At 68.1% G+C, this 19,340-nt stretch carries 13 protein-coding genes and 5 pseudogenes; 9 read left to right on the top strand and 9 right to left on the bottom strand.

Going from position 1 to position 19,340, the window contains the following annotated elements; translation table 11 throughout:
* Positions 1 to 61: 61 nt before the first annotated feature.
* Together arsM and OG975_RS00350 are read left to right on the top strand one after the other, a co-directional pair.
* A pseudogene (gene arsM / locus OG975_RS00355) lies at positions 62 to 874 on the top strand (arsenite methyltransferase); the annotation flags it as partial.
* Positions 875 to 1,188: 314 nt separating this feature from the next.
* Positions 1,189 to 1,587, top strand: coding sequence for a hypothetical protein (locus OG975_RS00350; RefSeq protein WP_406326568.1), 399 nt, complete (start codon positions 1,189 to 1,191; stop codon positions 1,585 to 1,587).
* Here the strand turns inward: OG975_RS00350 and OG975_RS00345 are convergent.
* Together OG975_RS00345 and OG975_RS00340 are read right to left on the bottom strand one after the other, a co-directional pair.
* Entirely contained in the window at positions 1,569 to 2,021 is a 453-nt protein-coding gene (locus OG975_RS00345) for a hypothetical protein (RefSeq protein ID WP_406326566.1), read from the bottom strand. The genes OG975_RS00350 and OG975_RS00345 overlap by 19 nt on opposite strands.
* A gap of 216 nt (positions 2,022 to 2,237) precedes the next feature.
* On the bottom strand, positions 2,238 to 2,969 hold the full coding sequence (locus OG975_RS00340; protein ID WP_327321354.1) for an SDR family NAD(P)-dependent oxidoreductase: 732 nt from the start codon (positions 2,967 to 2,969) through the stop codon (positions 2,238 to 2,240).
* Between the two features lie 95 nt (positions 2,970 to 3,064).
* On the opposite strand from OG975_RS00340, the gene OG975_RS00335 reads away from it, so the two are divergent.
* The 7 genes and pseudogenes from OG975_RS00335 (at position 3,065) to OG975_RS00305 (ending at position 8,378) form a co-directional block, all read left to right on the top strand.
* Positions 3,065 to 3,913 (top strand): LysR family transcriptional regulator, encoded by an 849-nt coding sequence (locus tag OG975_RS00335; RefSeq protein WP_406326565.1) that lies wholly within the window; start codon positions 3,065 to 3,067, stop codon positions 3,911 to 3,913.
* Positions 3,914 to 4,120: 207 nt separating this feature from the next.
* The gene (locus tag OG975_RS00330; RefSeq protein WP_406326564.1) at positions 4,121 to 4,546 is read left to right on the top strand and encodes a DUF4259 domain-containing protein; all 426 of its coding nucleotides are present in this window, start codon (positions 4,121 to 4,123) and stop codon (positions 4,544 to 4,546) included.
* A 360-nt stretch (positions 4,547 to 4,906) separates the two neighbouring features.
* Positions 4,907 to 5,389, top strand: coding sequence for a winged helix-turn-helix domain-containing protein (locus tag OG975_RS00325; protein ID WP_406326562.1), 483 nt, complete (start codon positions 4,907 to 4,909; stop codon positions 5,387 to 5,389).
* A gap of 53 nt (positions 5,390 to 5,442) precedes the next feature.
* A complete protein-coding gene (locus OG975_RS00320; protein ID WP_406336097.1) occupies positions 5,443 to 6,000 on the top strand; it encodes a transposase in 558 nt (185 codons plus the stop codon).
* A pseudogene (locus OG975_RS00315) lies at positions 5,991 to 6,215 on the top strand (hypothetical protein); the annotation flags it as partial. The gene OG975_RS00320 and the pseudogene OG975_RS00315, both read left to right, overlap by 10 nt.
* A gap of 412 nt (positions 6,216 to 6,627) precedes the next feature.
* Positions 6,628 to 7,617 (top strand): hypothetical protein, encoded by a 990-nt coding sequence (locus tag OG975_RS00310; protein WP_406326560.1) that lies wholly within the window; start codon positions 6,628 to 6,630, stop codon positions 7,615 to 7,617.
* Positions 7,618 to 7,811: 194 nt separating this feature from the next.
* Positions 7,812 to 8,378: a hypothetical protein gene (locus OG975_RS00305; RefSeq protein ID WP_406326559.1), complete on the top strand. Its 567-nt coding sequence runs from the start codon at positions 7,812 to 7,814 to the stop codon at positions 8,376 to 8,378.
* Between the two features lie 773 nt (positions 8,379 to 9,151).
* On the opposite strand, the gene OG975_RS00300 is transcribed toward OG975_RS00305, so the two are convergent.
* From OG975_RS00300 to OG975_RS00270, 7 genes and pseudogenes are all read right to left on the bottom strand, one after another.
* A complete protein-coding gene (locus OG975_RS00300; RefSeq protein WP_406326557.1) occupies positions 9,152 to 9,850 on the bottom strand; it encodes an SDR family oxidoreductase in 699 nt (232 codons plus the stop codon).
* Between the two features lie 528 nt (positions 9,851 to 10,378).
* Positions 10,379 to 11,359 carry an aldo/keto reductase gene (locus OG975_RS00295; RefSeq protein ID WP_406326556.1) on the bottom strand — a complete coding sequence of 327 codons (981 nt, stop codon included), beginning with the start codon at positions 11,357 to 11,359 and terminating at the stop codon, positions 10,379 to 10,381.
* 308 nt (positions 11,360 to 11,667) lie between these two features.
* Positions 11,668 to 12,225, bottom strand: a pseudogene (locus OG975_RS00290) (transposase); the annotation flags it as partial.
* Between the two features lie 4 nt (positions 12,226 to 12,229).
* Positions 12,230 to 13,071: pseudogene (locus OG975_RS00285) on the bottom strand (ISL3 family transposase); the annotation flags it as partial.
* Between the two features lie 140 nt (positions 13,072 to 13,211).
* Entirely contained in the window at positions 13,212 to 14,123 is a 912-nt protein-coding gene (locus OG975_RS00280) for an ADP-ribosylglycohydrolase family protein (protein WP_406326555.1), read from the bottom strand.
* Between the two features lie 358 nt (positions 14,124 to 14,481).
* Positions 14,482 to 14,802 (bottom strand): annotated as a pseudogene (locus tag OG975_RS00275) (transposase family protein); the annotation flags it as partial.
* 155 nt (positions 14,803 to 14,957) lie between these two features.
* Positions 14,958 to 19,031 carry a beta-galactosidase gene (locus OG975_RS00270; RefSeq protein ID WP_406336096.1) on the bottom strand — a complete coding sequence of 1,358 codons (4,074 nt, stop codon included), beginning with the start codon at positions 19,029 to 19,031 and terminating at the stop codon, positions 14,958 to 14,960.
* Between the last annotated feature and the right edge of the window lie 309 nt (positions 19,032 to 19,340).

Raw genomic sequence — 19,340 nt, 5'->3', positions numbered from 1 at the left:
ACTCATGCTCGAAGCATAGCATTTTTATATTCATAGTTTATGGAAATGGTCGACTGGCGCGGGCGGCACCGCCTGTTGCGGACCCGAGGCCATCGAGATCGACGACAACTTCGGCTCCACCCTGTACGCCGAAGACGAGCGCGACACCCTGCCCGCTGAGGCCCTCGCCGCCTCCCTCGGCTGCGGCAACCCGACCGCGGTGGCCGACCTCCACGAAGGCGAACGCGTCCTGGACCTCGGCTCCGGCGGCGGCATCGACGTACTGCTTTCCGCTCGCCGCGTCGGCCCCACCGGCAAGGCGTACGGGCTCGACATGACCGAGGAGATGCTCGCCCTCGCGCTCGAGAATCAGCAGAAGGCCGGCGCTACCAACGTCGAGTTCCTCAAGGGCACCATCGAGGCCATCCCGCTGCCCGTGAACACCATCGACGTCGTCATCTCCAACTGCGTCATCAACCTGTCCACCGACAAGCCCGCCGTCTTCGCCGAGATGATCCGGGTCCTCAAGCCCGGCGGCCGGATCGGAATCTCCGACGTCGTCGCCGACGACACCCTCACCCCCGATCAGCGTGCCGAGCGCGGCGACTACGTCGGCTGTATCGCCGGAGCCCTCTCCTTCGCCGAGTACCGCCAGGGCCTCGAAGCCGCCGGGTTCACCAACATCGAACTCAGCCCCACCCACGCGGTCGCCGACGGCATGCACTCCGCCATCGTCCGCGCCACGAAGCCCACCACCAGCAACAAGGCTGAGGCGAGCACGGGCAGCGACTCCTGCTGCGGCGTCACCGCCTGCTGCACTCCCGCTGAACAGGCCGACGACCCGAACAGCACGGTCGCCGAGGCCAAGAGCGCATCCGGCTGCAACTGCGGCTGACAGCACGCCGGTTCGACACCTCACCTCAGGGTGGCCTCCCGCAGCCCCTAAGAGCGACACGAACGCCCTCCTCAACGGGACATCGGATCCCGCGCTGATCCAACTCAAAGAGACGCGACCAGCGCGGGACACACCCACCGCGCGAACGACACGGGCATCGAGGGCATCTTGCAGCCAGGGTTTGGTGTTGACCGATTGACCACCATGTTGCCGGTCCGCAGTTCTACCTGTCACGACCGCCTCTGTCCCTGAGCCCTGCGCAGGTCACGCCGAATCCTGTAGCAACGCCTGCATTCGGTCTCTACAGTCGCCACATGGCCACCGAGGACGAGAGCCCAAGTCCGCCCGACATCACCGTGATGCTCAAAGAGCAAACCAGTGCCTGCAAGGCAGCACGCGACGCCATCGCCGCCGGCGGCGAGGTAGTGCTCTACGACGGACAGCCGCCACAGTGGATGGTCGTCGGCATCGCTGCGACAAGGCTGAAGCGGTCGTTGAAGATTGGCCTGACGACCCTCGGCCTCGACGAGACCGTTGAGATCCTCCGCGCTCGGCACCGCGACGAGCAATTGCGTACCGGCAACATCGTCGCAGCAGACCGATCTTGGTTCTTCACCCTGTACTTCGACTCCACCGGGACCGAGCTCTTGGCATGCAGCGGCCTCAAAAACGAGCGTCCCTCGCAGGAGAATGGTCAGGAGCTCCAGCTGTAGAGGCCGCCACCCGTGTCCACCGCAGACGCCGCAAGCCGGACAACTCCCTGCAGGACCGCCAGTAGATCATCGTCGGTCATGTCGTCCCCGTCCTCAGACCGGACCCGCGTGGTCCAGCGGCCTGCAAGCTCTTCCAGCTCGGCGGAGCTCGCGTTGGCCAGCGCCCCGGTCAACCGCTGCGGCAGAGCGAACACCTCAACGCCGTCGTTCAAGGGGGCAGTGACCCACTCCGGCCACGCCCACCCAAGGAGCTGCTCAACCGGCGGGGCCTCGGCCGAAGGCTCCTCGAAGTACATGTCCCATTCGGCGATGGCACTGTCCGGCTCAATGAAACGGCAGGTCACTGACTCAAAGGCCTCACCAGGTCCCCGCAGGCGCGTCGCAGCAGCGGTCTCGTCGTCGGCGGCGAGGAAGAACACTATGTCGTGGGCCATCTGAGCATGATGTGTGACGGGACGCGGTAGTTGGAACCATGAGGGTGTGGTGACCTTGCGATTCGGACCCCGCAGGTCACGCTTGTTGGAACCACATAGTCACACTGCTTGCAACCTGCGGTGAATTGCCATTCATGTTGGAACCCGCGTCGATATACCGGTTCGAGACGCGCGGGCGAAGCCGCCTCACCCGGCGGCCGATGACCGCCGTGTACATCACCAGGGGACTACGCCAGCGTCTTGGAAGAACCTGCCGGTCGGGCCGTCGTCCGGCAGGGTCGCCAGTTTGATGGCGATCGCTGCGCCCTGTTCGGGGGTACGCACGCCGCGGAAGCCGTTGAGGTCGGTCGCGACATAGCCGGGGCAGCCGGCATTGATCAGGATGTTCGTGCCGCTCAGCTCCCGGGCGTACTGGAGGGTGACGGCGTTCAGGAACGTCTTCGACGGCGCGTACGCCACGGCCACCGGACCCGTCATCTGCTCAGCAGCGGTTCCTGACTGCCGGGTGAGGGAGCCGACACTGCTGGACATGTTCACGATCCGCGGTGAGGCAGAGCGGCGCAGCAGCGGCATCATCGCGTTGGTGACGCGGATGACGCCGATCACGTTGGTCTCCACGACCGTCCGGATGGTGGCGGGATCGACCCGGGTGGGCTCCTGTGGCATGCCGCCGGTGATGGCGGCGTTGTTGACGAGCACGTCGAGGCGCCCCGCCTGTTCCTCGATCAGCTGTGCGGCGGCGGTGGCGCTCGCGTCGTCGGTCACGTCCAGCGGTACGCCGAACGCGTCGACGCCGGCCGCGCGCAGTTGCTCCACCGCTGCCTCACGGCGCTGATCGTCTCGGGCGCCGACGCCGACGCTCCAGCCGAGGGCGCCCAGGCCCATGGCGATCTCGTAGCCGATTCCCTTGTTCGCGCCGGTGACCAGCGCAATCGTTCGTTCGCTCATGGGGACCATGCTGCTCTCGGATCCCGGCGGGGGTCCAAGACCGATCGGGTAGGCAGCGATACCGTCAGGGTATTGATCCGGAGTACCGTGGCGGCATGGAGACCCGGGAACTGCGATATTTCGTCGCTGTCGCTGAGGAGCTGCACTTCGGGCGGGCCGCGCAGCGGCTCGGGATCGCGCAGCCGCCTCTGTCACGGGCGATCCAGCAGCTCGAACGCCGGCTCGGGGCAGCACTGCTGGATCGGACCAGCCGCGCCGTCACGCTGACCGCGGCCGGCTCGGTGCTGTTGGCCGAGGGCCGGGCGGCCCTCGACGCGGTCGAGGCCGCCGAGCGCCGGACCCGCCGCGCAGGCCTTTCCGCGACCGGCCGTCCCGGCCTGGCACTGGTCACGAAGGCCAGCGCGTCCAGAGAACTGCTGGCCAAACTGCTCGACGCGTACGCCGCCGAACCCGGCGCGGTCCCCGTCGACGTAATCCTGTGCGGCCCTGCCGAGCAGCAACGACTCCTGCGCGAGGGCCGGGCCGACGTGGCGCTGCTGCACCGGCCGTTCGACTCGACAGCCGGGTTCCACACCGAAGAACTCAGCACGGAGGGCCAGGTTGTGGTCCTGCCGGCCGGGCACCCGCTCACCGTCCGCGCCCATGTGCACATGGCCGACATCACCGCCCTGCCTGGCCTGCCCCTGCCACTCTGGCCCGACTCCGACGGCACCTACCCGCCCGGCCCCGGCCCACAAGTCCGCGACCAAGCACAGTTGCTGCAGCTCGTCGCGCTCGGCCGCGCGTGCGCGGTCGCACCGGAGTCGTGCCGAGCCCAGCTGCACGATGACCTCGCCGCCGTGCCCGTGCTGGACGCGCCAGCAGTTACCACCGTCATTGCCTGGCCCCCGCACAGCCGGTCCAGAGCAGTCGCCGACCTTGTCCGGACTGCGACACGTCTCTAGTAGTTCCAACATGCCTGGCCAGGTTCCACCTATCGTGTCCCGGCTCATGATGGCAGCCCGCCGAGCTGACGCGGGTGACGGATATCGAGGCCAGGTGACATCTGTCTCGACCAGTCACATGCGGCTGAAACCCCGCTCTGGACTGCACGGCTTCTGTCAGTGGCCTCTGCCAGGATGCCCCGGTCAACATCGTGATCAGGAGAGACCATGGGCACTTGGGACGTCGGCCCCTTCGACAACGACACCGCAGCGGACTTCGGCGGTGACCTTGATGAGGTAACTGCAGGCGAACGTGAGGGCATCGTCCGCAGTGCTCTCACACGTGTGATCGACACCGCGGCTTACCTCGAAGCAACCGAATCCGAGGTAGCCGTAGCCGCGACCGCGCTCGTCGCGGCGCAGTGCCCCGGGGGTGAGCCGGCCGATCGAATTTATGGGCCGGAAGAGCCCCTCCCGGATCTCACTGGCCTGCGCGATCTCGCCCTTCAGGCCCTCGACCGCATCATGACCGAACCGTCCGAACTGATGGACCTATGGGCCGAGTCGGATGGCGGGCCCTGGCGCGCGAACATCCGCCGCCTGCAGAACGTGCTCCTGCCACAGCCATCGGGAGAACAGCTCAGCCTGATCTGACCCACCCCGACCCGCACCCGTCCTACCCGGAAGGTCACTATGAGCTGGGACGTCGTTCTCATGCGTCTACCCGCCGACGTCACCTCTGTGCACGAGATCCCCGCCGACTACACCCCGGACCCGCTCGGCCGGCGCGACGACGTACGCGCAGCTGTCACTCAGGCTTGCCCCGAAGCTGACCTCTCGGACCCAGCCTGGGGCGAGCTTTCCGGCCCGACTTGGTCCGTCGAACTCAACATCGGGTCGGAAGATCCGGTGGACTCGATCATGCTCCACATCCGGGGCGGGAGTGTCTACTGATCTCTTCGGGGTGTTGTCGGAGGGGGTGACGGGTGGTGATCCCTGCGGTAGGCCGGTGGTATGCGGTACGCGCAGGGTGGCGGGTTGACCGCCGAGCGGCAGCAAGCTCGAGAGCGGATCCGCTTCGAGGCCGGTGAGCGGTTCGTGCGGGGCGAGAAGAACGCGGTGATCGCGAAGGATCTGCGGGTCAGTGAACGGTCGGTGGAGCGGTGGCGGCGTGTCTGGCGGGCGGGCGGTATGGATGACCTGGCGTCGGCGGGGCCTGCGAAGGTGCCGAAGTTGTCCGATGAGCGGTTCGCCGAACTGGAACGGGAGTTGGCGCGGGGTCCGGCCGTTCACGGCTGGGAGGACCAGCGCTGGACGCTGGCCAGGATCCGGGCGCTGATCTGGTGGAAGTTCGAGCTGGAGTGTTCGTCGGCGGCGGTGTGGCGGCTGCTGCACCGGCACGGCTGGTCCTGGCAGTCGCCCGCTCGCCGGGCGCTGGAGCGTGATGAGGACGCGGTGGGGTTGTGGAAGAAGGAGGTGTGGCCGCAGGTGGAATGACTGCGGCGGCGCTCGGGGCCTATGTGGTGTTCGAGGATGAGGCCGGGTTCTCGATGACACCGTCCGTCGCCCGCACATGGAGCCTGCGTGGGCACACGCCGGTGGTGCGGGTGCGGGGCCGTTCCTGGCGCCGCTTCTCGATCGCAGCCCTGTGCTGCTACAAGCCCGGCGAGACATCGCGGCTGATCTACCTGCCCTACCGTCACCGCAAGCATCCCGGTTCCGGGCGCAAGAGCTTCGCCTGGAGCGACTACCGCGACCTGGTCGTGCGCGCCCACCTGCAGCTCGGCGCCCCGATCGTCTTGATCTGGGACAATCTCAACACCCACCGGGCTGCCGGCATGCGCCAGTACGCCGCTGACCATGACTGGCTCACCATCGTGCAACTCCCCTCCTATGCACCGGATCTGAATCCGGTGGGTGGGGTGTGGTCACTGCTGCGACGCGGCCCGCTGGCCAACGTCGCCTTCACGGATCACGAACACCTCGAACGCGTCTTACGCCGCGGACTGCGTCGCATCCAGCGTCATCCCGAACTCATCGACGGCTGCCTCGCAGGCACCGGCTTCAGCCTCACCCACCACCCGACAACACCCCGAAGAGGTCAGTAATCGCGGTCTCCGCCGCCAGCAACCGCTCGAAGGCAGATCAGGACCCTTCCACCTGGCAGCCGCCCGCAGCCGGCTACCGCTGCACCTACGCCACCGACTGGGTGGCCGTGAAAACCCGCTGGGGCCTGGCGATCGATCCCGCCGAGCGGGCCGAGCTCACCGAGATTCTCCGCGCGTGCCCGGACAGCCGGGGCGAGGTCATCCTCGCGCGCTGAGCGTGTTCCTGAACCCCGAATGAGCAGGGCTGGCCACGGTTGCGGCAAAGCGTGCTTTGCGAAGGCGTTCGCACAACGGTCACGGATCACTGTTCATGGACCGAGCCCGGAATCGATGCATCGTCAGGCGAGGTGCACGTCAAACGCCCAGGGCTGGTGGACACCAAAGGCCTGTTTTCAGCCCCGTCCGGAACGCTACGGTCCGGTCCCGGATGGGGCGGGAGTTGCCGCCTGGGTGCGTGTCGATACCCTGGCGCGTTGATCGTCTCGTGCGCGCTGCGCAGGGCGGTCGCTGAAACCACTCGAGAAAACGGGGATACTTGCCATGGCCCACTCGGCCCGCTCTGCTCACATAACCCGTGCCACGCGCATCGGCGTGTTCGCCGCGGCCGTATTTTCAGTCGCAACTTCCTTGACCGGATGTTCCACCGCCGACACCGCCTCCGAGGGCTCGGGCGCTGCGACGGCCGAGAGGCCGTTGCTCACCAAGGCCGAGGCGAACACGACGGTGGACGCCTACCAGAAGGCCAACAACCAGGCCAACGCCAAGCGTTCCGCCTCACTCATGGCGAGGGCGGAAGACGGCGCTGTCCTCGCGATGGACCAGGCGTACTTCACGCAGATTCCCGCCCTCGACGAGAGCGACGTCGCGGACAATCTCGCTCCGTTCGTGTACGTCAACCGCACCTTCTACATCCCGCCCGCTTCCTCGAAGGCCGACTGGTTCCTGGTGCGCACCCAAGGCGCGCACCTCACCCACGGCAAGCCGGGCAAGCTGTGGTCAAAGGACGTCAGGTTCCTCGTTTTCCAGCGCTCCGGTGACGGCTGGCGGATGGTCGTTGCCCGCGACTTCGAAGGGACTGAGGTGGCCAAGGTGCCGCACATCGCCCTCGACAAGGCCGGGCTGATGAAGGCCGTCGCCCCCGACACCAAGATCGGTAAGACGGCGCCCGCGCAGCTGCCGGAACTGGTCACCGATCTGTGGGTGACAGGCGGCCGCAACACCCCGCTCGCCGACACCCCAGCCCGACGCACCGGCAGGTCCTGGTACACCGAGCGGGAAAACAACCTGGGCGGCCACGCCTGGGTCGACTTCAAAAAGACCGCCCCCCACGCCGGGGACGTCTTCGCCGCGAAGACCGCTGACGGTGGCGCCCTTGTGCTGTCCGACAGCGCCGTCGATGAGACCTTCCTCGCCAAGGACCTGCACTCCTATATCAACCTCGGCGAATCGGACAAGCCGTTCGTCAAGCACAACCCGGACGCGCAGATGTACAAGATTGTCCGCCACTACGCACAGACCGAGCTCGGCGTCATCTCCGCCAACGGCAAGCCTGCCGTCTACTCCATCGGCACCCAGCTGACCAAGGTGGACGCCACACCAACATCCGACATCAACTGAGCACTTTGGCCCGGTGGCTGGCTTTTGGTCCCGGGGCAGGTTTCGTGCCTGGCGGGGAGAGCGGCACCACCTTCACGGTGCCGACACCGCGCACGGGGCCCGTCCGCGCACTGCGCGGACGGGCCCCGTCTCGCCCCGCGCCGGCCAGGTGCGGTCCGGTCCGGTACCGCTCGCGGGGGACGGCGAACGCGATCATGACGGTGGTGGGGGAGTTCCTGCGGTTCGCCGCTGTGCACGGCTGGGTGCCGGCCGACACGACGGCACTGCTGTCGGAGCCGAAGCTGCTGCGCTTCACCCCGCCCGGCTGTGACACCGGCGAGTTGGGCCGGCGGCGCCAGGTACGGGCGGCCATGTTCCGCTTTCAGATCACCGAACCTGGCTCTGAAGACCTCAGCGATGAGCAGATCCGCCGGATGATCGCCCTGGCTGCCAGGGCCCGGGACCGTTTCCTGGTTGCGCTGCTGGCGTGTACCGGTCTCGGCGTCGCGGGGGTGGTGGCGGCTGTTGATGCCGGTGAGGCGCTGCGTATCGCGGCTGATGCCGAGCGCGTCGCCCAGACCATCAGCAGCAATGACCAGACCTTCGACGGAGTATGGAAGGAGATGGCACTGGGTGCACTCGTGGTGGCGGTCAGGGCTGTTGATGCCAACGAGGCGCTGCGCATCGCTCAGACCATGACAGATAAGGGCCTGAGGGTGGCGGCGCTGGCTGGCGTCGCCCGGCTGGGGCGGTTCACGTCGGCGCTATCGGCGCCGATGTAACTGGGCCGGCTCGCTTGATCGTTCAAGACGGTTTGAATGTCGGTGAGGGGCGGTGAAGATCTCACTCATTGTCTCCCGCGTGATTTCCAGCCGCGACACCACTCCTTCCTGCTCGATCAAAAGGTCCGTCAACTCCTCGATTTGTCCACGCAGTTCAGGGATCCGGTCCCGTACAGCAGTCTCCCGCCGTTCCAGTTCCTCCACCCACGACACCATCGCCGCCTCCCCGCCCCGAACCCTGGACACGACGATCCGGCAAACGATCCCTGGCAGCAACAACCCACGCGGCGATCTCACTCAGGGAGAGCCACACCCGATGAGGTGTCCGTCCAGGTCGTGCGCGGCCGGCTGCTGGAAGTGGTGCACCTGCCCGCTGCCCGCGCGGAGCGCCTGGACCGGGCATGGAAGAGGATCGCCCGGCAGGGGGGCGTGGTCGTGCTGGTCGACGGCGCCCTCATCCCCACCCGGCGCCCTCATCCCCACCCGGCGCCCTCATCCCCGCCCGGTGCCCGCACCGGCCGCGCCGGCCGCCCCGCCTTTCCGGGCGGGCGCTGGACGCACGGTCTGCTCCTGCTCGTCTTGACCGGCGGTCGGGGCGGCCTGATCCGGGTTTTGGCGGCCCGCTGCGGCCGCCCCTCATGGCGTGAGTGCTGCGTGCTGTGGCCGTGTCACCGCGCGTCCATCCGGACGCCCGAAGGCGCCTTCGGCCCGCACCGCGTGGTATGCGGCGGGGGCCCAAGGCGCCTTATCGTACGGTCGTTGGGAGCGCGGCGTCAGCCGAGCTGCCCGGTCGGCCGCATGGTGATGTGGTTGATGTCCACGCCCGCGGGCTGGTTGACGGCGAAGACGATCGTGTCCGCGATCTGCTCGGCGGTCATCGTCGGCGTCGCCTCGGGGGTGCCGCCGCGCTCGTCCCAGAACGGGGTGTCCACCACCCCGGGGGCGACGACGGTCACGCCGACTCCGTCCTTGCCGACCAGCAGCCGGGTGTTCTCGGCCAGCGCGTGCGCGGCCCACTTGGTGACCGAGTACAGGTTGCCAGGCGTGTTGCGCACCCCGGCGACCGAACCGATGATCACGATCCGGCCCTTGGACTCCCTGAGGTGCGGCAGGGTCTCCCGCACCAGCAGGGCCGGGCCCAGGACGTTGGTGAGGACCATGGCGCGCATGTCCTCGGGGGCGTGGCTCTCCAGGTTGCCGGGCAGTGAGAAACCGGCGTTGGCGATGACGTTGTCCAGCCGGCCCCACGCGTCCACCACGCGGCGCACGGCGGAGGCGACATCGTGCTCGTCGCTGGTGTCGCCGGTGATCGTCAGCAGCCGCTCGCCCGCTCCGGCCGAAGCGGCGAAGGCGGCCAGCTTGTCTGCGTCACGTCCGGTGACGGCCACGCGGTGGCCCTGCTTGAGCAGGGCGCGGGCGGTGGCGGCGCCGATTCCGGTCGAGCCACCGGTGATCAGCGTGACGGGTTCCATGGGACGGCCTCCTCAGCGATATGGGTCACCGGGGCTCCGCCAGGGTCCCGGATGCCGATGAACGCGAGGTGGCGCGTGAGGTCGGCCGACTCCGGGTCGCCGGTTCCCCGAAACGCCTGCACTATACCCAGCGATCTTCCCGCCGAGCCGGTACGCCATCGCTGACCGGCCACGATGCCGTACGAAGTGGCCGAACCCGCGCTGCCGGCCCCCATGTTGGGCCCTGCGTGGCTACGTACGCGAGTAGCGATGTCGTTTGTCGATGAGTTCAGATGTCATCCGCGGGCCGGTGGGCCTGTGAATGTCGGTGAGTTTCGATGTCGCTCGGGTGCGCGGACAGCTCATCGGACGGTCGTTGGAGAGCATTCCCCGGCGCGAAGCGCCGGGGGTGGGGTCAGACTGTGGCTGCCTGTTCGGGGCGCAAGCCGAGAACAGCACGACTCATGCGTCGCCGACCAGTGCCGAGGAGCGCCGCAGTACGGCTACGAAGTCCGACGGAACATCCGGACGTTGGTGGCGCAAGGCCGGCTACTGGGGTCCTGCCACCGGGTGCGGTCGGTAGTCCGCTTCCAGGCGCTCCACCTGTTCCGGGGAGAGCGTGACATCGAGCGCTGCGACGGCGTCTTGGAGGTGGGTGAGCCTGGTCGCACCGACGATCGGGGCGCTGACACCTTCCTTGCCCAGCAGCCAGGCGAGGGCAGTCTGCGCGGGTGGCAGGCCGAGTTCGGAGGCGACGGTGCGGAGCGTGTCGATGATGTCGAAGTCGGCTTCCGTGTAGAGGGTGTCGGCGAGCGGGTCGGTGCCACTGCGCGTGGTGGTGTGCTCGCCGCCGCGTGCCCGGCTGCCCGCGAGGAGTCCGCGTGCGAGCGGGCTGTAGGGCAGGATGCCGACCCCTTGGCCGAGGCAGAGGGGGATCATCTCCCGTTCTTCTTCGCGGTAGATGAGGTTGTAGTGGTTCTGCATGGCCGCGAAGCGTGTGCCGCCGGCGAGTGCGGCGGTGTACTGCGCCTTAGCGAACTGCCATGCGTACATGCTCGATGCGCCGAGGTAACGGACCTTCCCGGCCCGTACGACGGCATCGAGCGCCTCCATGGTCTCCTCGATGGGCGTCTCGTCATCCCAGCGGTGGATCTGGTAGAGGTCGATGTGGTCGGTGCCGAGACGGCGCAGGGAGGTGTCCACGGAGGCGAGGATGTGCTTGCGCGACAGCCCGCGGGCGCCGGGCTTCTCGCTCATCGGGTAGTACACCTTGGTGGCCAGCACGTAGTCGTCGCGGTCGTCGAACAGCTTGGCGAGCAGCCGCCCGGTGACCTCCTCGCTGGCGCCGCGGTCGTACATGTCGGCGGTGTCGAACAGGGTCACGCCCGCCTCCACCGCGTGCCGCACGATCGGCTCGGCCTCCTCTTCGGCGAGATGCCAGGCACGGCGGCTGGTGTTGCCGTAACTCATCATGCCGAGGCCGATCCGGGACACGATGAGGCCGGAGCCGCCGAGACGGGTGTACTGCATCGCTTCACTCCTCAACTCGTGCTCTGTGACGCGCTGTCCGGCGGATCGCCGCGTACAGATCGGCCTTGGATTTCGACATGCACATCGGTGCCCCCAGCGGGAGAAGCACAGCCATCGTCCCACCACAAGGCCCCAAGTGCCGTTAAAACTCAGCGACTTCGACTTCGCCGACACGACGGTGCCATCCACGCTCAACGACAAACGACATCACGACTCACCGACAGAGCCACCTGCGCGGCGCGCAGGGCCCGGGCTGCGCTCACGCTCCGGGTGTGTCAACTTAACGGCTGATCTTGGTTGTTGAGATGTCAGTTGTTGCTCGGGGTCAGGCGGCCTTCGAAGGCGATCTGGAAGGCGTTCAGGGGCGCCTTCCAGCGCATGGTCCACCTCTTGCGGCCCTTGCCGGTCGGGTCCAGGCTCATCAGCGCCATGTAGATGCATTTCAGAGCGGCGGCCTCGTTGGGAAAGTGCCCGCGGGCGCGGACGGCCCTGCGGATGCGGGCGTTGACGCTCTCGATCGCGTTCGTGCTGCAGATGACCTTGCGGATCTCGACGTCGAAGGAGAGGAAGGGTACGAACTCGGCCCAGGCGTCGGACCACAGCTTCACGATCGCCGGATACTTCGTCCCCCAGGAGTCCTGGAACTCCAGGAACCGCTCCGTCGCCGCGTCCTCGCTCGGGGCGGTGTAAACGGGCTTGAGCGCTTTGGCGACCTTGTCCCAGTCCTGGCGGGCCGCGTAACGGAACGAGTTGCGCAGCAGGTGAACCACGCACGTCTGGACAATCGTGCGGGGCCAGACGGTCTCCACAGCCTCAGGCAGACCCTTGAGCCCGTCGCAGACCAGCATCAGCACGTCGTCCAGGCCGGTCGTGGATCTGGTGCCAGCGTTCCAGGGTGGTCTGTGCACGGGGGCCGTCGTAGAGGGGCGCGTCCAGGACGGTGGCCCAGCAGGTGCTGTGCGCCTTGACCTCGCTCAGCGCGGCTTCGCACAGGTTGTGCCACAAATGCCAGCGATCACCAACCTGCACCGCGTCGGGCAGAGCACGACGGATGGCCTCGGCGTAAGTCGCGGAGCCGTCGCGGCAGACGACCTCGACGCCCGGATGAGCGCGTAACCATGCTTCCAGGGTGTCGGCCGTGTGGTCGGGCAGCACGTCGATCCGCTCGTGGGTCTCGGCATCGATGATCACGGTGGCATAGCGGTGGCGCCGGCGCAGAGCGAAGTCGTCGACGCCGATCACTCGGGGTATTCGCCCGGTGGGCAGTGGGATACGCAGCAGGGTCCGCAGGGCGGTGTGCCGCGAGACGCCCACCGCAAGTATTGCCAGCAAACGAGCCCCGGCCCGGCCCGCTAACTCCTTGACCACGGCCTTGACTTGCCTGGTCAGACGGGCCGTGCGTCGCTGGTATCGCTTCAGCACCCCAGGCACCTGCTCACGGAAGGTGTGCCGACAGCATCGCGTGGGACACACCAGCCGCCGCACCCGCACACGGACTACTACCCGTCGCCCGTCCACCGGTACGTCGGCCACCGTCCGCAGGTGAAGCCATGCACCCGCCCGGACGGCGCCCCGCTGCTCGGGCACGGCACCATGTCCGCCGGTGTCCGTGCTCGCACCAGGATCCGCCCGCCTTCGTCGGTCACGTCCACGATGACCAGCGGCAACAGCCCCGAGAACACCACATCTACAAGCTCGTTGACATCTCGCATGTAAATGTCAACGACCTTGGCAACCCTCCGTCACCACCGAATATGAGACAGGGGCGTTGATATTAGACACTCCCATTCGTCAGAGCGAGGAGCTCCCCGGCAACGCCGAGCCTGCGCTACGGCAGGCGCCCGAGGAAGGCTTACTCCGACACGACCGGGGGCAGCGGTTCGCGGGCGGCGTGCCAGGCAGGGGGAAGGGCGGTGACGCCCGTTCGGGCGGCGATCACCCCGCCCGCGATGGCGCAGGTGGTGTCGATGTCGCCGCGTCCGGCGACCGTGAACCACAGGCCCTCGTGCAGGTCGTCGAGGTGACTCGCCGCGCACCACAGGGCGTACGGGACGGTGTCGGGCCCGGACATCCGGTAGCCGGAGCCCAGGACCTCCGCGGCGTGCCGGACCGAGGTGCGCTCCGACATCCGGGCCGCGACCCGCACTCCCGACCGGACGTCGCTGTCGGGGAGGCGTTCGGCGACGGCGTGGAGGAAGTCCGGGCGGGCCGGAGCGGGCTCGCCCCGGCCACGGGTTGCCAGGGCGGCGGCAAGGGCGACGGCCACCGCGGCGGCCACCGCCTCCGGGTGGTGGTGCGAGACCACGCCCTGGCGGGCGGCCTGCTCGGCGGCCGCGTCGAGGTCGGCGGCGTGCCAGGCGCCGAGCGGCGCGGCGCGCATCGCTGCACCGTTACCCCAGGAGCCCTGGCCGCCGAACTGCCCAGCGACCACCTCCCGCCAGGGCTCGCCCGCGCCGATCCGGCGGAGCACGTCGTGCATCGAGGCTCCGTAGCCGCGATGCGTGTCGCCGGCGTAGGCGGCCGCGAAGCGCCCGGCGAGGCGGTCTTGGTCGACGGCGCCGCCGCCCACGGCAAGTTCCTGGACAAGGACGAGCGCCTGGGCGGTGTCGTCACTCCACCGCCACAGCGGTTCCGCGGGCAGAGTCCGCGTCTCCAGGGCCGCCGGGCCGTCCCGGCGCAGGATGCCGAACCACCGGTCGCCGAATGCGTCCCCGAAGGCGAGTCCGTGCAACGAGTCCAGCACGGCGGCAGGCATGGTGATCATCGTGGCAGTTTCGCAGCGTGGCGGCGCCCCCGCACCCCGGTTTCGGTGCGGGCATGCTCGGTGACCTGTCGGCTCGGGCAGGGCGGGCGTGGCAATGGTGGGGGTGACGGTCGGGGACCGGCCGTCGGCCTGGGCCGCCTTGCGGACCTCCAGGGCCGCCGCGGCAGCACGTGGGCGGCGGTGCGGTCGCCGACGTCCGCGGCGGTGACCATCACGCCCAGCAGCAGGCCGCCCCTCGCCCGCCGACGTGTCAATGTTTTGTGGGCGATGATCCGTGACAGAGAGTGCTATCACGCCTCACTTCCCGCCGCGGCATCGGCTTGACATCAGCATTGGGAAGTCCCGTATGGGGCGTGAGTTATCCAGTGAGGGCCAGGTTGTGGAGCCGGGCGATGCCGAGCATCGCCTGGTGAACGCCGTGGCCCTTGAGCCGGCAGTCCCGCAGGATCCTCCAGTTCTTCAGCCGGGACAGGGCGTGTTCCACCCGGGCGCGCGCCCGGCGGTGAACGGCGTTCTCCGCCTCCTGCTGCGGGCTGAGGTGCGTCTGACCGCGTCGTTTGCGGTGCGGGATGAGCAGGCCGGTTCCTTGGCAGCCGCCGTCGGCGATGCTGAGCGGCCCGGAGTCGCGCGATGTGAGCGCAGGCCTACGACCAGGACGGTCCGTGCGTCGGCGTCCCGGTCCTGCCGCTGTTAGGCGGAAGCCAGTTGCTCGTATGGCTGAGGTGTGAAGACCTCCGGGGCCCGAGCAGATACGACAAGACCGCCGCCTCGTATGAGGCAGCGGTCTGTCTGACCTCGTTGCCGCTCTGGGCAAGATCCGTTTGAAGACGGGCCCTAGCCGCAGGTCAGGGTCGGCATCGCCCAGTCACCGTGGTCGTTGCCGTTGCCGTCTCCGGCGTCACCGACCTTGAGGTCGACCACTTGGGCGCCGCTGACGTCGACGTCGATGGGCACCGCGGCCTGTTTGCCGCGGATCGTCGGCGTGGTCACCAAGGTCTTGCCGTCGGCGATCACGGAGAACGTCACCGTTCCCGCACCACCCGTCTCGTCGTCGACACCGCCGTCCGCCGTCAACCGTGAGCAGTTTCCGGCGAGGTAGAGCTCGACGTCGCTGACCGAGTTGGTGCCCAGGCCCTTGGCGTAACCGACACCGGCGATACTGATCGGACGGCCGTCCCCGGCCGCCTGCTCACCGACGCTGCTGTCGCGCTCCACCGGGCCCCACCCGTTGGTGGACGACAAGAAGGGTAGGTCGCTCACGGCGCTCTTCCCGGTCGGCGGAGCCGGCGGGATCCCGCCGACGATGCGCTCGTCACCGCCGGTGGCCTGCCGTCCGTTCTGTAGGTAGTGGACTGTCGCGGTGAGTGCCGAGGCGGACGGCAGCTTCCCCGTCGGCGGCTGGACCTTCCAGGTGAAGGTGGCCGACTGGCCGGGTTGCAGGCGCTCGACCGACGCGGGGCTCGCGGCGCTCACGTCCCAGCCGTCGGGCGCGGAGAGCGAGGCCGTCAGTCGGGAGGCGGACGGTCGGTCCTTCGGCACCCGCACCGTCGCGTCGGCTGTGAAGGCCTGTCCTGGCTGTGCGGTGTCCGGCACGTCCAGGGTGACGTCCGCTCCCGGCCGCTTCGGCATCGCGTACGTGTGGGCGTCGTAGCGGGGGCTGTCGTTCTGCGCGACGTGCAGGGACGAGGCGTAGCTGCCGTAGTTGGTGAGCGACACCTTGCCGAGGCCGCCGGTGCTGCCGTCCAGGTTCCATACGGCAATGGCGATGCTGTTGCGGCCGTTCGGGTTCAGGATCCCGTTCGGCACCGGGAACGTGTGCTGCGGCCCGAGGTAGTTGACGTAGTTGCCGACCTGCCAGCCGTTCACGAAGATCGTGGCCCGGTACTTGCGTGACGGGTCGTCGGTGAACGTCAGCCCGAGCGACGTGTCCTGGCCGTGCGGCAGGTCCAGGGCGACGTCGGAGCGGTACCAGGAGACCCCGGGACGGGTGTCGGTCGTCGGAAGGGACGTCTTCTTCCACTTGCCGTCCGGGAAACCGGGCAGGGACCAGCCGGCCCGCTCGCCGTACAGGCCGCCCGTCGAGAGCGGCCCGCGCACCGTGTCCTGCAGGTCCTCGCCGCCGCGTACGCCCTGCAGCCGCCAGGTGACGGCGGTCAGCGGTGCCCCGGCGAGGGAGGCGCTGATCAGGCCGCGCGCGGTCTTGTTGCCGTTGGTCGAGTTGTAGTCCTCCTCGTGCCCCATGTTCACGGTGAGCACGGAAATGACGTTGTCACCCTTGGACTTGAGCGCATCGGCCGGGAAGGTGAAGTCGGCCCTGCCCGTGGTGGAGCTGCCCAGGAAGGTGCCGTTGAGCCAGGCGGAGAACGCCTGCGCCCCTCCGCCGGAGTCCGAGACCAGGCGGATGCCTGTCTCCTTGCCGGTGGCGTGGAAGCGGCCGCGGTACCACGTGTTGCCGGTGTGGAAGCCGTAGTCGTCCGCGTAGAGCACCGGCAGCGCGTTGACGCCAGAGACACTGTTGGTGGTCGTCTTGTCGGCCACCTGCCAGCTGGTGTCGTCGAAGCCGGGGGCTGCTTCGGGCGACTCCTCGCTGTGCTTCCAGTTGGTGAGTGCCGGCAGGTGTATCGGGGCCGCCGTCGGGATCTTCCCGGTGAGGCTCCCCGAGCCGCCGGCCCGGGTGTCGACGGTCCGGCCGTTCCAGGTGATGTGGTCGGCGGAGGTGAACACCTCGATGTTCTTGTCGTCGGCGTTGTCGCCGGTGAGTGCCAGGGTGCGGTCGCCGTTCAGGCTGGTCGCCGTCCGCAGCAGGTGGCTGCCGCGCACGAGGACAGGGCCGGCCGCTGTGTCCTGACGCCAGAAGGTCTTGGCCGTGGCCCTGTCGCCGACCAGCAGTTCGAGCGGGCGCTGTCCGCCACCGGTGATGCTGACGCGGATCAGGTCCTTGTGCGTGTAATTCAGCCGAAGGTCGCCGGTGGCCGCGTCCCAGGTTGTCGTGACCGGGCCGCCGCTGGAGGTCACTGTCGGCTTGGAGGCGTAGCGCAGCACGGTCTCGCCGTCGCTGCCCGCATCACCGTAGAGCACGGCGACGTCCCGGTCACCGATGGTCGCGCTGGTCATGATCTCCGAGGTCGAGTACTGCAACTGCGAATCGCCGAGCCGGTAGTTGGCCACGATCACGTGTGAGTCGCGTCCGTCGAGCGTGATCGCGGTGCCCGGCTGCTGGGGCACGGCCGGGTAGGTCGGCTCCGCGGCGGCGGTACCCGTCGGCACGTCGATGGCGTCGATGGCCACGTAGTTGTCGGTGGAGCCCGAGCTGTGGCTGCCGTTGACGACGATCTTCAGAGTGTGCGCTCCGTCCGGCAGGCCGGCCTTCTGGAAGATCACCGCCTGGTTCTCGCTGCCGGAGTCGTCGACCGTCGCGACCTTGGTGCCGTCGAGGTAGACGTCGGCATTGCCGTGGTTGCTGGTCTTCGAGCCGATCCAGCGGATCGCGGTGCCGTCGAAGGGGACGGTCACCGAGTCACCGGCCTTGTTGGAGAAGGACTCGGTGTGCTTGTAGTCGCCGCCGGTGTAGCTCTGGTCGGCCACGTGCGACCACGAACCGGTGTACTGCAGCGCGGAGTCGGGGTCGTCCCAGGTGTAGGTCGTGTCGGCGGCGGGCTGGGCGTTGAAGTCCAGCGCGATGTGGGCCTTGTCGACCGCGGTGGACGTGGAGTTGCCGTGCCGCAGGACGTGGAACTGCGTCTTGGTGTCGGGGTTCATCCGGGCGGTGTCCACGACCGCGGAGTCGTCCGGCGGTGTGGCCCTGATCGTCTCGGTCTTGGTCAGCGGTGCGACCGACTGGGTGAAGTACCCGATCAGCTTGTCCTCGTCGTACTTCGGGTCGAGCTGGCGGTTCTCACGGATTGCGGCGCCGTAGTCGTAGGACGTGTAGTTCTGCGGCATGCCCAGCCAGCCCCAGTTGGTGCCGCCGTAGGTCATGTAGAAGCTCTGCGCGGTGGCACCGACGGCTATGTTCTGCTTGTAGAACACGTTGGCGAACTGGTCGTTGATCAGCTGGGCGCACTTGTCGTAGCCCGGCCCGCCCCAGGGGTCGAAGGCGCCGCCCTGGAACTCCGGCGAGTACAGCGGCCTGCCGGCGGGGTGGTCGTAGCTGATGTCCGGAACGCCGTTCCACTTCGAGGGGTTCGAGCAGTCGAAGCCTTGCGGGTAGGAGTCGGGGCCGTCGACGTCCAGGGCGCCGGTACCCGAGTTGAAGGTGCCGTTGTTGTTGCCGGTCAGCGGCACGGTGATGCCGTCGGCGCGGGCCTTGTCCTCCAGGTGCTTCATGTAGGAGTGGCCGGCGGCCGAGCCGTTGTAGTACTCGTTCTCGACCTGGTAGGCGATGACGGAGCCGGTCCCGTTGGTCAGTTGGTGACGGGCGATGATCCGGTCAATCTGGGTCAGCCATTCGTCCGCGTACTTCAGGAACCGCGGATCGTCACTGCGGTTGTTCCCCGCCTTGGTGGTCAGCCAGCCGGGCAGCCCCCCGCTGTCGACCTCCGCGTTGATGTACGGCGCCGGGCGGGCGATGACGTAGAGCCCGGCCTCCTCGGCCATGTCGAGCAGTTTGTCGACGTCACGCACCCCGCTGAAGTCGTACACACCCGGCTTCGGCGAGTGGTATCCCCAGTCGAAGTACAGCGACGTGGAGTTGAAGCCTGCGGCCTTCATCTTCTGGAAGATGTCGCGCCACAGGTCCGGGCTCGGGAGCCGGAAGTAGTGGAACTCGCCGGACCACAGGTAGGTCCGCTTGCCGTCGACGAGGAACGAGTAGCCGTCGATACTCACCGTGTGTGCCCCCGCACTGGCGGCAGCCGCAGCGGCGGGTTGCTTCCCGCCGACGTCCTGCGCCGCGGCGGGCGCGGTCATGCCCGCGGCCAGGGCGATGGTCGCGGCCGTGGCGAGGACCACCCTCCACCACCGACGGCGGCCGGGTCTCACAGCTTCTGAACCGATCCGTTTACTCCGCACTGCGGCCTCCATACCGCCTGAGCGATCAGTATCAAACAGACTCAGGCAAAGTCGAACAGTAAAGGTGCGCAAGGCTCAACACAATGGGGCGGGAGAACACGGTCGAGGTGGCAGTGGTGGTGCGAAATCCCCACGCACGGCTGGTCACTGACCCCTCGTCACGGGATACGGCCATCAACCGCCACGAGATGGACGGGAAGGGCACGC

Origin of the sequence: Streptomyces sp. NBC_00203 (assembly GCF_045206325.1) — a bacterium.
GTDB classification, from domain to species: Bacteria; Actinomycetota; Actinomycetes; order Streptomycetales; family Streptomycetaceae; genus Streptomyces; species Streptomyces lutosisoli.
The sequence above is the reverse complement of the archived record's forward strand: the minus strand, read 5'-3'. Positions and strand labels throughout refer to the sequence as shown.

What these genes read in the sequence shown, in the direction of transcription:
- OG975_RS00305 (WP_406326559.1), top strand. Translation starts at nt 7,812, where the DNA reads ATGACGGTGGTGGGGGAGTTCCTGCGGTTCGCCGCTGTGCACGGCTGG.
- OG975_RS00300 (WP_406326557.1), bottom strand. Translation starts at nt 9,850, where the DNA reads ATGGAACCCGTCACGCTGATCACCGGTGGCTCGACCGGAATCGGCGCC.
- OG975_RS00345 (WP_406326566.1), bottom strand. Translation starts at nt 2,021, where the DNA reads ATGGCCCACGACATAGTGTTCTTCCTCGCCGCCGACGACGAGACCGCT.
- OG975_RS00280 (WP_406326555.1), bottom strand. Translation starts at nt 14,123, where the DNA reads ATGATCACCATGCCTGCCGCCGTGCTGGACTCGTTGCACGGACTCGCC.
- OG975_RS00320 (WP_406336097.1), top strand. Translation starts at nt 5,443, where the DNA reads ATGACACCGTCCGTCGCCCGCACATGGAGCCTGCGTGGGCACACGCCG.
- OG975_RS00335 (WP_406326565.1), top strand. Translation starts at nt 3,065, where the DNA reads ATGGAGACCCGGGAACTGCGATATTTCGTCGCTGTCGCTGAGGAGCTG.
- OG975_RS00350 (WP_406326568.1), top strand. Translation starts at nt 1,189, where the DNA reads ATGGCCACCGAGGACGAGAGCCCAAGTCCGCCCGACATCACCGTGATG.
- OG975_RS00330 (WP_406326564.1), top strand. Translation starts at nt 4,121, where the DNA reads ATGGGCACTTGGGACGTCGGCCCCTTCGACAACGACACCGCAGCGGAC.
- OG975_RS00325 (WP_406326562.1), top strand. Translation starts at nt 4,907, where the DNA reads ATGCGGTACGCGCAGGGTGGCGGGTTGACCGCCGAGCGGCAGCAAGCT.
- OG975_RS00340 (WP_327321354.1), bottom strand. Translation starts at nt 2,969, where the DNA reads ATGAGCGAACGAACGATTGCGCTGGTCACCGGCGCGAACAAGGGAATC.
- OG975_RS00295 (WP_406326556.1), bottom strand. Translation starts at nt 11,359, where the DNA reads ATGCAGTACACCCGTCTCGGCGGCTCCGGCCTCATCGTGTCCCGGATC.
- OG975_RS00270 (WP_406336096.1), bottom strand. Translation starts at nt 19,031, where the DNA reads ATGACCGCGCCCGCCGCGGCGCAGGACGTCGGCGGGAAGCAACCCGCC.